The organism is Glycomyces sp. NPDC048151 (assembly GCF_043202775.1).
Classification (GTDB): domain Bacteria; phylum Actinomycetota; class Actinomycetes; order Mycobacteriales; family Micromonosporaceae; genus Glycomyces.
Genome location: NZ_JBIDBB010000002.1, coordinates 583,145 through 594,848 on the forward strand (window position 1 = coordinate 583,145; position 11,704 = coordinate 594,848).

The following is an 11,704-nucleotide window of genomic DNA, read 5'->3' on the forward strand; positions in this document are numbered from 1 at the left end:
GGGAAGCGCATGAGCGACAACGACATCAACGACGTCGAGCACCTCGCCTGCGACGTCCTCGTCATCGGCGCGGGCGGGGCCGGGCTCCGGGCCGCCGTCGAGGCCCGGCTCGCGGGCAAGAGCGTCATCGTCATCTCGAAGTCCCTGTTCGGCAAGGCGCACACCGTCATGGCCGAGGGCGGCGCGGCCGCCGCCATGGGGAACGTGAACGCGAACGACAACTGGCAGGTCCACTTCCGCGACACGATGCGCGGCGGCAAGTTCCTCAACAACTACCGGATGGCCGAGCTCCACGCCCAGGAGGCGCCCGACCGGATCTGGGAGCTGGAGACCTACGGGGCCCTGTTCGACCGGACCCCCGAGGGCAAGATCAGCCAGCGCAACTTCGGCGGCCACGAGTACCCGCGCCTCGCGCACGTGGGCGACCGCACCGGGCTCGAGCTCATCCGCACGCTCCAGCAGAAGCTCGTCTCGCTCCAGCAGGACGACGAGGCGGCGGGTGAGGCGGAGTCGAAGCTCCAGGTCATCGATGAAACGACGATCACCGAGCTGTTCACCGAGAACGGCAGTGTCAAGGGCGCGTTCGGGTACCGGCGCTCCACGGGGCGGTTCATGGCGGTCGCGGCGCCCGCGATCGTGCTCGCGACCGGCGGCATCGGCCGCTCGTTCAAGGTCACGTCGAACTCGTGGGAGTACACCGGGGACGGCCACGCGCTCGCGATGCGGGCCGGGGCGAAGCTCATCAACATGGAGTTCATCCAGTTCCACCCCACCGGGATGGTCTGGCCCCCTTCGGTGCGCGGGATCCTCGTCACCGAGTCGGTGCGCGGCGACGGCGGCGTCCTCAAGAACTCCGAGGGCCGCCGGTTCATGTTCGACTACATCCCCGAGGTGTTCAAGGCGCAGTACGCCGACAACCCCGAGGAGGCCGACCGCTGGTACACCGACCCCGACCACAACCGCAGGCCCCCGGAGCTGCTGCCGCGCGACGAAGTCGCGCGGGCCATCAACTCGGAGGTCAAGGAGGGCAGGGGGACCGAGCACGGCGGCGTGTACCTCGACATCGCGTCCCGGCGCGACCCCGAGACGATCCGCAAGAAGCTCCCGTCGATGTACCACCAGTTCAAGGAACTGGCCGATGTGGACATCACGGCGGAGCCGATGGAGGTGGGCCCGACCTGCCACTACATCATGGGCGGCATCGAGGTCGACGCCGACACGACCGCTTCGGCCGTGAAGGGCCTGTTCGCGGCCGGGGAGGTCTCGGGCGGCATGCACGGCTCGAACCGGCTCGGCGGCAACTCCCTCTCGGACCTGCTCGTGTTCGGCAAGCGCGCGGGCGAGTACGCCGCCGAGCACGCCGGGGCGTCCGAGTCGCCGAAGCTCACGGACGCGGAGATCGCGGCCGCCGCCGAAGAGGCCTTGCGGCCCTTCGGGAACGACGGCGAGAACCCGTTCGCGCTGCAGAGCGCGATGCAGTCGATCAACGGCCGCCTCGTCGGGATCATCCGCCGCCAGGGCGAGCTGCAGGAGGCGCTGGTCGAGCTGGCGGCCCTGAAGGAGCGCATCGCGAACGTCAGCGCGAGCGGCGGCCGGGCCTACAACCCGGGCTGGCACCTGGCGCTGGACCTGCGGAACATGTACGTCTGCTCGGTCGCGACCGCGATGGCGGCGCTGGAGCGGGACGAGTCGCGCGGCGGGCACACCCGCGAGGACGCACCGGGCATGGACCCGCAGTGGCGCAAGGTGAACCTCGTGGCCTCGCTCGACGGCGAGGAGGTCGTCCTGGCCCGCCAGGACGTGCCCGCCATGACGCCGGAGCTGCTGGGGCTCTTCGACACCACGGAACTCTCCAAGTACATGACCCCCGCGGAGTACGGCTCCGCGACGACGGAAGGCGAGGACGGATGAGCGAGCGGACCTTCCGGGTGTGGCGGGGCGACGCCGGCGGCGGCGACTTCGCCGAGTTCGACGTCGAGGTCAACGAGGGCGAGGTGATCCTCGACGTGGTGCACCGCATCCAGGCCGAGCAGGCGCCGGACCTGGCCGTGCGGTGGAACTGCAAGGCGGGCAAGTGCGGCTCGTGCTCGGCGGAGGTGAACGGCATGCCGCGCCTGATGTGCATGACCCGCATGAACCTCTTCGAGGAGGGGCAGACGGTGACGATCACGCCGCTGCGGACGTTCCCGGTGGTGCGCGACCTCGTCACCGACGTGTCGTTCAACTACGAGAAGGCCCGGAGCATGCCGGCGTTCGCGCCGCCGGAGGACCTGAAGCCGGGCGAGTACCGGATGCAGCAGGTCGACGTGGAGCGCAGCCAGGAGTTCCGCAAGTGCATCGAGTGCTTCCTGTGCCAGAACACGTGCCACGTGGTGCGCGACCACGAGGAGAACAAGCCGCCGTTCTCGGGCCCGCGCCTGTTCATCCGGGCCGCCGAGCTCGACATGCACCCGCTGGACGCGCGCGGGGACCGGCGCGAGCAGGCCCAGGACGACCAGGGCCTGGGCCTGTGCAACATCACGAAGTGCTGCACCGAGGTGTGCCCCGAGCACATCAAGATCACCGACAACGCGATCATCCCGATGAAGGAGCGCGTCGCCGGGGACCGGTACGACCCGCTGGTCTGGCTGGGGCGCAAGATCTTCCGCAAGGGCGCGTAGCGCCCGGACTGCCGAGGTCGTAGTCCCGCGGTCGCATCCGCGCGCCGGTCCCGCCTACCCGGGGCCGACGCGCGGGCGCGTCCGACCGTCGAACATGGACGTATGAACGTCTTTCACTCCCTCAACCGGCCCCTCCGGCTCGACCTGTGGCCCTGGCTGTGGGCGTCGGCCGCCGGGCTCGCCGTCGCGGCGGCCCTCGGCCTGACCCGCGGCGAGTACCACGGCATCTCCGGATTCAGCTCCACCAACTTCGGCTGGCTCGTGTTCACGCTGGTCGGCGGCATCGTCTACGGCGTGCGGCAGGCCGACGGGCGGCTGCTGCCGGGCCTGCTGCGCCCGATCCGCGCGGGTGCGCTCGCGTTCGCGCTGTGCACCGCCGCCGTGTGCGTCACCGGGCTGGTGTTCCTGCCCGAGCAGTCGCTGTGGACCACGCTGACCACCGACGCGGTCGGCCGGGCGTGGGTCATGGCGGTGCCGGTGGCTGCGGTGGCCTACCCGGTCGAGATCGTCAAAGCGATCGTCCGGCGGTCCTGACACGCTGAAGGGCCCGCCGTCTCCGGCGGGCCCTTGCTGCTTGCCTCTTAGGCGGTCTGGACCAGGTCGACCTCGACCTGGATGTTGCCGCGCGTCGCGTTGGAGTAGGGGCAGACCTCGTGGGCCTTGGCGACCAGACCCTCGGCGACTTCGCGGGGGGCGCCCGGCGTGGCGACTTCGAGGATCGCGCTGAGCCCGAAGCCCTCGCCCGCCTTGTGGATGCCGACGGAGGCCTCGACGGTGGACTCGCCCAGGTCGACCTTGGCGGCGCGGGCGATCATCTGGAGCGCGCTGTGGAAGCACGCCGCGTAGCCCGCGGCGAACAGCTGCTCGGGGTTGGCCTTGCCTCCGGGGCCGCCCAGTTCCTTCTGGATGGCCAGGTCGAGGTCGATGATGCCGTCGCCGGTGGTGACGCGGCCGTTGCGGCCTTCACCGGAGGAGACGGCGTTCGCGACGTAGAGGGCCTGTTCCATGTGTTTCCCCTTTGCCTATTCGGTGGTGTCGTCGTACGTGCGGATGGAGTCGGTGAACTCGTGGAGCTTGTCGCGCAGGGCGACGAGGTCCTCGTAGGGCATTCCGGCGGCGGACCCGACGACCTGGGTGATCTCGCAGCCTTCGCGTTCGAGCGCGGCCCCTGCCTCGGTGAGGTGGACGGTGACGCGGCGCTCGTCCTCGGACCCGCGGCGGCGCTCGACGAACCCGGCGGCCTCGAGGCGCTTGAGCAGCGGCGAGAGCGTCCCGGAGTCGAGCTGGAGCGCGTCGCCGAGGCCGCTCACCGTGAGGCCGTCGGTCTCCCACAGCGCCATGAGGACCAGGTACTGCGGGTAGGTCAGCCCGAGCTTGTCGAGCAGGGGCCGGTAGAGGCCGATCACCGCGCGGGACGCGGTGTACAGCGCGAAGCAGGCCTGCTCGCGGAGCCGGGGCGTCGTGTCCATGCGAACGACGATAGTGCACAACTCAGTTGTGTGCAATCTAGTTGCGTGTGACTTAGGTCAGCGATGTTGGAAACGCACTGCCCTACTTGCCGAAGCGGACGCGTGTGGCGATCTGGCGGAGGGCGGCCTCGGGGTCGTCCTTGACGGCCTGCGGGAAGTTCCCGCCCATGAGCAGGCCCGCGAAGCCGTGCACGAGGGACCAGGCGCCGAGCGCGTCGGGGTTGAACGCGGCGCCGGGCTCCTGCTCGCCCGCGCCGCGCACGAGCGCGGCGTTCGAGCGGGCCTCGGCGCGCTGCAGGTCGGGGTCGTCCTCGTGGAGCAGTTCTGGCCGGAACATCGTCTCGAAGTACGCCTTGTTGTCGATGGCGAAGCGCACGTAGGCGACGCCGACCTCGACGAAGTCGCCGGTCGCCTTCCACGCGTGGTCCAGGGCGTCGGCGAAGCGGTCGTAGCCCTCGGCCGCGACGGCGGTCAGGAGCCCGGCCTTGTCGCCGAAGTGGTGGGCCGGGGCTGCGTGCGAGACGCCCGCCCGCTTGGCGACGGCGCGCAGGCTCAGGGCGCTCGGCCCGGATTCGGCGATGGACTCGACGGCGGCCTCGATGAGCGCGCGGCGGAGGTCGCCGTGGTGGTAGCGATCGGTCACGAAAGCCACTGTAGCGCGGATCTTGACAGTGTCAAACGCCACTGCACCGATCAATGCAAGTAACTTGACACTGTCAAGACGCGCGCGTACGTTGGGTTCCCAAGCCACTCACGATTGGAAGCCCCCGATGTTCGAGTCCACGTTCGCCCTGAGCGACGCCTCCCGCGTCATCGCCGGAGTCGGCCTGCTCACCATCGTCACCATCGAGTTCGGCGGCATGTTCCTGCTTCGGATCGCCGCGGGCAAGGTGCCCGTCACCGAGTTCCAGAAGGCCTTCTCCCGGGCCGGGCACGCCCACGCCGGGGTCCTCGTCATCCTCAGCCTCGTCACGCTCGTCCTCGCCGACGCCACGAGCCTCGAAGGGTTCTGGGGCTGGGTGGCCCGCATCGCCGTCCCGGCCGCCGCCGTCCTCATGTCCGGCGGGTTCTTCGCCGCCATGGCGGGCAGGGGCCGCACCGCCCCCAACCGCTTCATCGCGATCGTCTTCGCCGGGGCCGCGAGCCTCGCCCTCGGCGTCGTGACCCTCGGCGTCGGCCTGCTCATCGGCTGATCCCGCGGTCTTCCGTAACACAGCACGAGGTCGCGCCGCGACACCGCGGCGCGACCCCGCCTAGACTTGGACCTCGTGAAACTCAGCATCGGTATCGTCGGCCTGCCCAACGTCGGCAAGAGCACGCTGTTCAACGCGCTGACCCGCTCGGAGATCCTCGCGGCGAACTACCCGTTCGCGACCATCGAGCCGAACGTCGGCGTCGTCGCCGTCCCGGACGCCCGGCTCCCGAAGCTGGCCGAGATCTACGAGTCGGAGAAGATCCTCCCCGCCACGGTGACCTTCGTCGACATCGCGGGCCTGGTCAAGGGCGCGTCCGAAGGCGCGGGCAAGGGCAACCAGTTCCTCTCCAACATCCGCGAGACCTCGGCGATCGCCCAGGTCGTGCGCGTCTTCGAGGACGGCAACGTCACCCACGTCGACGGCAAGGTCTCCCCCGTCGACGACATCGAGACGATCAACACCGAGCTGATCCTCGCCGACCTCCAGACCGTCGAGAACGCCCTCAAGCGCCTCGAACGCGAAGCGCGCATGAACAAGGACGCCAAGGCCAAGCTCGAGGCCGTCCAGACCGCGCAGCAGGTCCTCGACTCCGGCCAGACGATCTTCGCCGCCGGACTCGACACCGAGCTGCTCTACGACCTGCACCTGCTCACCGCGAAGCCGTTCATCTACGTCTTCAACGTCGACGAGGACCAGGTCGCCGACGAGGAGCTCGCCGCGAAGCTCCGCGCCCTCGTCGCCCCCGCCCAGGCCGTCCTCCTCGACGCCAAGTTCGAGTCCGAGCTCATCGACCTCGACGAGGCCGAGGCCCGCGAACTCCTCGAGTCGACCGGCCAGACCGAACCGGGCCTCGACCGCCTCGCGAGCGTCGGCTTCGAGACCCTCGGCCTCCAGACCTACCTGACCGCGGGCCCCAAGGAGACCAGGGCCTGGACGATCAAGAAGGGCGCCACCGCCCCCGAGGCCGCCGGCGAGATCCACACCGACTTCCAGCGCGGCTTCATCAAGGCCGAGATCGTCTCCTTCGACGACCTCATGGCCGCCCAGACCATGCAGGCCGCCAAGGCCGCGGGCAAGGTCCGCATGGAAGGCAAGGACTACGTCATGGCCGACGGCGACGTCGTGGAGTTCCGCTTCAACGTCTAGCCCGGGTTTAAACACGCCTTTCCTTGAGCACTAAGGAATCAGACGCCGCGACCGATCGGTCGCGGCGTCTTCGATTTCGGAGGTGGGCGCATGAGTCGGCAAGTAGCGGTCGTGACCGGCGGCGGGCAGGGCATCGGCAGGGCCGTCGTCGAACGGCTCCTCGGCGAGGACCGCGCGGTCGTCGTCGTGGAGCTGCGCGACGAACGGCTCGAATGGCTCGACGAGGCCATCAGTGAGAGCCGGGCGTGGGTCGTCGTGGGCGACGCCGGGGACGACGCGGTCGCCGCGCGCGCCGTCGCAGCCGCAGAACAGCTCGGCGCCCTCACCGGCTGGGTCAACAACGCCGCCGTGTTCCGCGACGCGTGGCTGCACGAGGCGGGCGGCACCGTCGTCGCCGAACTCGTGCGGCAGAACCTCCAGCCGTGCCTGGCCGGGTCCGCCGCCGCAGTGGCCGCGTTCCGGGTCCAGGGCGTCCCCGGCAGCATCGTCAACGTCTCCTCGCACCAGGCACAGCGGGCCGTGCGCGGGGCGCTGCCGTACGCGACCGCGAAGGCCGCGATCGAGGGCCTGACGCGGGCGCTGGCGGTCGACTACGGCCCCTGGGACGTGCGGGTCAACGCGCTCGCGCTCGGGTCCGTGGCGACCGAGCGGCTGCGGGCGCTGGCGGACTCAGGCACGGAGGCGTACGCGCGCGTGGCGACGATGATGCGGGACCTGCACCCGCTCGGCCGGGCCGGTGAGGCCGCCGAGGTCGCGGACGCGGTCGCGTTCCTGCTCTCGGAGCGGTCCTCGTTCATCAGCGGCGCGGTGATCCCGGTCGACGGCGGCCGCTCGGGCCAGGGCCACGACCCGGAGGCCGTGCAGCCCGGGTGAGGCCCCGGACATGACGGCGGCGGACCGGCGGGGAGGTGGGGTCCCCGGCGATCCGCCGTGCGGGTTCGCGTTATTCGCCTCGCCGGAGCCAGCGGAAGCGGCCCTTGGAGGAGATCTCCTGGACGGCGATGTCGCCTGCGATGGTGATGTAGGCGGTCTCGACGCGGCCGGCGAAGGTCACGTCGGTGAGGCTGAACCCGCCCTCGCGGGCGAGCACGATGAGCGTGGCCTCGTCGGTGCGCGACACGTCCGGCCTGACGCCGAGCGTGTCGGCGAAGATCTTGATGTGTTCGGCGAGCTCCGCGTGCTGGGAATCGTCGAGCGGCAGCGACCGCGAGAGGCGGCCGTCGTCATCCGCTACCCAACCGTTGAGCTCCCTCAGTGCGTCCAGCAGCACGTTGTCGTCTTGCTCCGTTCTCCCCATATGGCACCATCGCCATTTCATCCTGGCCGCGACCGGCAAAGCGGTGCCCTGCCTAGGCAGGGCCGCGACCGATCAGTAAGGTGGTCTGATTCGGCTCCGACGGACACGGGGGCTTCGTGTCTGAATTGTCGCCGGATCTTTATCGTTTCTGAACCGAGTCTTGCGCGTCTCCCAGTTTCTGTCCAGACCGGCAAACAGGATCAATCGGGAATACCAGTCACCGAGGGACAGTTCTTGTCTGGTTTTGTGCTGGCGGACACGATTCCTGACCGTAGGGTTTAGACCGCATCACCCGAACGTATGAGCAACAGGTTGCACAGTAGCGATCACAGTTCGTGAAGTGGCGCGCGAAAGGTCACGAAACCCCCTCGAACCGGCAACGAAGGCCGCCTCGAACGCCACCCGGGGGCCGATATCCTCTTGCGTTGGCTTCCTCCCCGCCTATAGGGAGGCGGAGATTCCCGGCTTGCGGTCCGCTGTCGCAGTCCGTCTACGGGAGGGTTCCTGTTTCACCAGGCCGCGCCGGAGTCTCCCCCGGTCTTACCAGCCCTCCACAGGCATTTAACGTATCCGCCAGCCCGGCGGCCACGAGACGCTTGCCTTCTCGCCGGATATTGAGCTCTGCATTCGCATCACGATCATGGAGGGCCCCGCAACCACAGGCCCATGAGCGGATCGCTAGGCCTTCCAACCCCTTCGGCCCAGTCAGCGCACCGCATGCCGAGCACAACTGCGTCGACGGGAAGAACCGGTCCACCTTCACGAAGCTCCGCCCGGCCCGGGCGGCTCTCGATTCGAGCAAGACCAGGAACCGGCCTAGCGCGGCATCCGCTACCGACTTCGCCGCCCGGCCACGGGACAGGCCTTTGACATTCAGGTCTTCGACGAACACGCCTTGGTTCTCGGCGATGATCGACCCCACCTGCTTGTGCAGCCAGTCGTCCCTGCGGTCCTTGACCCGCTCATGTACCCGCGCAAGTCGAATCCGGGCTTTGGCCCGGTTAGCACTACCCTTCTGCTTACGCGACAACTCCCGCTGCGCCTTGACGAGCTTCCGCTCCATCTTCCGGAAGAAGCGCGGGTTCTCAATGACCTTCCCGCCCCGCAGCACCGCGAATTCCTTGAGCCCGAGATCGATTCCGGTCTCGCCTTCAACATCCGCAGGCGGCCCGCTACCTTCAATCTCCCCAGTGACCGCGACGACGAAACTGGCGAAGTACTTGCCCGTGGGGGTCAATACCACCGTCACAGAGCTTGGCTCGGCTGGCAACTCACGCGACCAAGCCACGCGCAGTTCTCCGATCTTCGCCAAGTACAAACGGCCGTTTGCCCTGAGGCGAAACCCATGACGCGTGTACCGAGCGCTCTGCCGGTTCGATCGGCGTTTGAATCGCGGTGGCCCGATCCTTGCTCCGTCGCGTTTCCCCTTCAGCGAGTCGAAGAAATTCCGGTATGCCGTATAGCAGTCTCGCAGCGCCTGCTGCAGCGGCACCGTCGACACCTCTGCCAGCCAAGCCCGTTCCCGGGTCCGCTTTGCCGCCGTAATCAGCTGTTTGTCGAGCTCAGCCGTCGAAGGAAACGGCGCCCCTTCCGCGAATGCCTTCCGGCGTGCTGCAACAGCATCGTTGTACACGGTCCGCACGCATCCGAACGTCCGCGCCAGCACCTTGCGCTGCGGCGCGGTCGGATAGACCCGATAGGTGTAACGAAGCTGCACGTACACAACCCTAAACTGCGGGTATGACATCTCTTCCGCTCGTGATCCCGCCTAACGGCACCGCGGGCCTGCAATCGCCCCGGACTCCTTCACAGCCCCAACAACAGAGCATCCAAGGGACGACTGCATGAGCCAGCCGCGCATCGTAGTGGGCGCCGCGATCCGCGACGGGCGGCGCGTCCTGGCCGCCGCCCGCGCCTACCCGCCCGAGCTCGCCGGGCTCTGGGAGTTCCCCGGCGGCAAGGTCGAACCCGACGAGACCGAGGCGGAGGCGCTCGTGCGCGAATGCCGCGAAGAGCTCGGCGTCGAGATCGAAGTCGGCGGACGCGTCGGCGGCGACCTCGCCACCGGCGGCGGCCGGTACCTGCTGCGCGTCTACTCCGCGGCGCTCACCGGGGGCGAGCCGCACGCGAAGGAGCACGCGGAGCTGCGCTGGCTCGCTTCCACTGAGCTCGACTCCGTGCCGTGGCTCCCGGGCAACCGCCCGGCGGTCGACGCCCTCCGGGAAGCCATGGAGGCCTAGCCGAACCGGCTGCTCGGCGCGGATCCCTTCGGACGCTCCCCTTTAGAAGAAGGTGCGGATCACGTCCACGACGAGGTCGGTCTCCTCGTCGACCACGGGGATGAGGCGCCACTTGTCGAAGGCCGTGCAGGGGTGCGAGAGCCCGAGTTCGACCTGGTCGCCGACGGCCAGTCCTTCGGCGCCAGTGAGGAACAGGTGCTGGTCGCTGATCTGCGGGCACGCAGCCCCGTTCAGCCCCAAGGGGATCGGCAGGTCCTGGTCGTACGGGAAGTCGCGGCGGCCGCCGTCGAGGATCGCGAGGCCGGGCTCGGGTCGGGAGAGGACGGTGGCGCGGCCGCGCAGCGCGGGCCGCAGGACCGGCCCGTCGCCGCCGCGGGCAGCAGGGGTCATGCGGGCGTAGAAGCCGTGGTCGTGGACGAGGTAGGAGCCGGAGCGCAGCAGCACTTCGGCCTCGCCCGCGAGCGGGCCGAGGATCGCCGCGACCCGGTCGAAGTAGGCGCTGCCGCCCGCGCTGACGACCGGGCGGTCGGTCTCGAAGTCCAAGGCCGCGTAGAGGCTCGCGAGGTCGCCGAGGTAGTCGTCGACGGCCGCCAGCGCGGCCGCGTCGGTCCCGGAGGCGACGGCCCCTTCGTATCCGGCGACGCCCGCGAGCCGCAGGCCCGGGTCGGCCTCGATGCCCGCGGCGACGGCGAGCGCCGCCTCGATCCCGCGGGCCCCGGCCCGGCCGCCTTCGGCGCCGAGCTCGACGAGTACGTCGAGAGGCGTAGCCGCGGGCCCAGAACCCCTTACTTTCGTCACCCCGGAATCGGAAAGAAGGCAGATGCGGACCCCTTCCCGGGCCCATACGCTTAGTTGTAGAACCGCGGCAGGGTCGGCGATCTGGTTGGCGATCAGGATGCGGGGCACGCCGAACCGGCGGGCGACCCCGGCTTGGAAGGGGTTGGCGACGGTGATCGCGGCGGCGCCGGCGGCGAGCTGGCGCTGCCACAGCTGCGGGGCCATCGTGGCCTTGCCGTGGGGGGCGAGCGCGAGGCGCCGCTCGGCGCACCAGGCGGCCATGGAGAGGAGGTTGTGCTCGATCGCCTGCGCCGAAAGCGTCACAACGGGGGTGGGGAGGGTGGGGGCGGGGGGCCCCGAAGCGATCCACTCGCCGATGGTGAGGCCGTGCGCCGCGGCCGGGATCCCCTTGTGGCGCCAGTCGAGGACCTCGTCGTAGAGGCCGCGCAGGAGGGTCTCGTCCATGGGTCACCGCCATTAATTGGAATGTATCTTTACTATATGACCGAGAAGATCGCGATCCGCACCGACGCCGCCCCGGCCCCCGCACACGCCTTCCCGCAGGGCGTCCGCAAGGGCCCGATCCTCGCCGTCTCCGGCCAGGGCCCCGTCGCCCCGGCCACCGGCGAGTACCTGCACCCCGGCGACGTCAAGGCCCAGACCCGCCGCACCCTCGAGAACGTCGCCGCGATCCTCGAAGCCGGGGGCGCGAGCCTCGACGACGTCATGACCCTCCGCGTCTACCTCGCCGACCGCGCCGACTTCGCCGCGATGAACGAGGTCTACGCCGCGTTCCTCGCCGAGCGCTGCACCGCGGGCGTCCCGTACCCGACCCGCACCACCGTGATCTGCACCCTCCCGAGGGCCGAGATGCTGGTGGAGATCGACGCCCTGGCCTGCATAGACTGACGCTCCGCGC

The 11,704-nt window shown here is 69.5% G+C and carries 13 protein-coding genes and 1 pseudogene; 8 read left to right on the forward strand and 6 right to left on the reverse strand.

Features of this window, described 5'->3' with window-relative positions:
• The first annotated feature begins 9 nt into the window (after nt 1-9).
• The 3 genes and pseudogenes from ACGGCP_RS06165 to ACGGCP_RS06175 all read left to right on the forward strand — a co-directional run bounded on the left by ACGGCP_RS06165 (nt 10) and on the right by ACGGCP_RS06175 (nt 3,194).
• The gene (locus tag ACGGCP_RS06165; protein ID WP_392961760.1) at nt 10-1,911 is read left to right on the forward strand and encodes a fumarate reductase/succinate dehydrogenase flavoprotein subunit; all 1,902 of its coding nucleotides are present in this window, start codon (nt 10-12) and stop codon (nt 1,909-1,911) included.
• Nucleotides 1,908-2,654 (forward strand): annotated as a pseudogene (locus ACGGCP_RS06170) (succinate dehydrogenase/fumarate reductase iron-sulfur subunit); the annotation flags it as partial. The gene ACGGCP_RS06165 and the pseudogene ACGGCP_RS06170, both read left to right, overlap by 4 nt.
• A 108-nt stretch (nt 2,655-2,762) precedes the next feature.
• Nucleotides 2,763-3,194 carry a hypothetical protein gene (locus ACGGCP_RS06175; protein WP_392961763.1) on the forward strand — a complete coding sequence of 144 codons (432 nt, stop codon included), beginning with the start codon at nt 2,763-2,765 and terminating at the stop codon, nt 3,192-3,194.
• 47 nt (nt 3,195-3,241) lie between these two features.
• On the opposite strand, the gene ACGGCP_RS06180 is transcribed toward ACGGCP_RS06175, so the two are convergent.
• The 3 genes from ACGGCP_RS06180 to ACGGCP_RS06190 all read right to left on the reverse strand — a co-directional run bounded on the left by ACGGCP_RS06180 (nt 3,242) and on the right by ACGGCP_RS06190 (nt 4,772).
• Entirely contained in the window at nt 3,242-3,667 is a 426-nt protein-coding gene (locus ACGGCP_RS06180; RefSeq protein WP_392961766.1) for an organic hydroperoxide resistance protein, read from the reverse strand.
• A gap of 15 nt (nt 3,668-3,682) precedes the next feature.
• The gene (locus ACGGCP_RS06185) at nt 3,683-4,129 is read right to left on the reverse strand and encodes a MarR family winged helix-turn-helix transcriptional regulator (RefSeq protein WP_392961769.1); all 447 of its coding nucleotides are present in this window, start codon (nt 4,127-4,129) and stop codon (nt 3,683-3,685) included.
• A gap of 82 nt (nt 4,130-4,211) precedes the next feature.
• On the reverse strand, nt 4,212-4,772 hold the full coding sequence (locus ACGGCP_RS06190; RefSeq protein WP_392961772.1) for a TetR/AcrR family transcriptional regulator: 561 nt from the start codon (nt 4,770-4,772) through the stop codon (nt 4,212-4,214).
• 127 nt (nt 4,773-4,899) lie between these two features.
• Between ACGGCP_RS06190 and ACGGCP_RS06195 the strand changes: the two genes are divergently transcribed.
• From ACGGCP_RS06195 to ACGGCP_RS06205, 3 genes are all read left to right on the forward strand, one after another.
• Nucleotides 4,900-5,322 (forward strand): hypothetical protein, encoded by a 423-nt coding sequence (locus ACGGCP_RS06195; RefSeq protein WP_392961775.1) that lies wholly within the window; start codon nt 4,900-4,902, stop codon nt 5,320-5,322.
• 75 nt (nt 5,323-5,397) lie between these two features.
• Entirely contained in the window at nt 5,398-6,471 is a 1,074-nt protein-coding gene (ychF, locus tag ACGGCP_RS06200; protein ID WP_392961778.1) for a redox-regulated ATPase YchF, read from the forward strand.
• A gap of 90 nt (nt 6,472-6,561) precedes the next feature.
• Nucleotides 6,562-7,344: an SDR family NAD(P)-dependent oxidoreductase gene (locus ACGGCP_RS06205; protein WP_392961781.1), complete on the forward strand. Its 783-nt coding sequence runs from the start codon at nt 6,562-6,564 to the stop codon at nt 7,342-7,344.
• A 70-nt stretch (nt 7,345-7,414) separates the two neighbouring features.
• Here ACGGCP_RS06205 and ACGGCP_RS06210 read toward each other — a convergent pair whose 3' ends face one another.
• Nucleotides 7,415-7,768 carry a pterin dehydratase gene (locus tag ACGGCP_RS06210; protein ID WP_392961784.1) on the reverse strand — a complete coding sequence of 118 codons (354 nt, stop codon included), beginning with the start codon at nt 7,766-7,768 and terminating at the stop codon, nt 7,415-7,417.
• Between the two features lie 490 nt (nt 7,769-8,258).
• The gene (locus ACGGCP_RS06215) at nt 8,259-9,485 is read right to left on the reverse strand and encodes an RNA-guided endonuclease InsQ/TnpB family protein (RefSeq protein WP_392961787.1); all 1,227 of its coding nucleotides are present in this window, start codon (nt 9,483-9,485) and stop codon (nt 8,259-8,261) included.
• Between the two features lie 127 nt (nt 9,486-9,612).
• Between ACGGCP_RS06215 and ACGGCP_RS06220 the strand changes: the two genes are divergently transcribed.
• Nucleotides 9,613-10,008: a (deoxy)nucleoside triphosphate pyrophosphohydrolase gene (locus ACGGCP_RS06220; protein ID WP_392961790.1), complete on the forward strand. Its 396-nt coding sequence runs from the start codon at nt 9,613-9,615 to the stop codon at nt 10,006-10,008.
• Between the two features lie 42 nt (nt 10,009-10,050).
• On the opposite strand, the gene ACGGCP_RS06225 is transcribed toward ACGGCP_RS06220, so the two are convergent.
• On the reverse strand, nt 10,051-11,250 hold the full coding sequence (locus ACGGCP_RS06225; protein WP_392961793.1) for an alanine racemase: 1,200 nt from the start codon (nt 11,248-11,250) through the stop codon (nt 10,051-10,053).
• Nucleotides 11,251-11,286: 36 nt separating this feature from the next.
• Here ACGGCP_RS06225 and ACGGCP_RS06230 point away from each other — a divergent pair, with 36 nt between their 5' ends.
• Complete coding sequence (locus tag ACGGCP_RS06230; RefSeq protein WP_392961796.1) at nt 11,287-11,694, forward strand: RidA family protein; 408 nt, start codon at nt 11,287-11,289, stop codon at nt 11,692-11,694.
• The last annotated feature ends 10 nt before the right edge of the window (nt 11,695-11,704 follow it).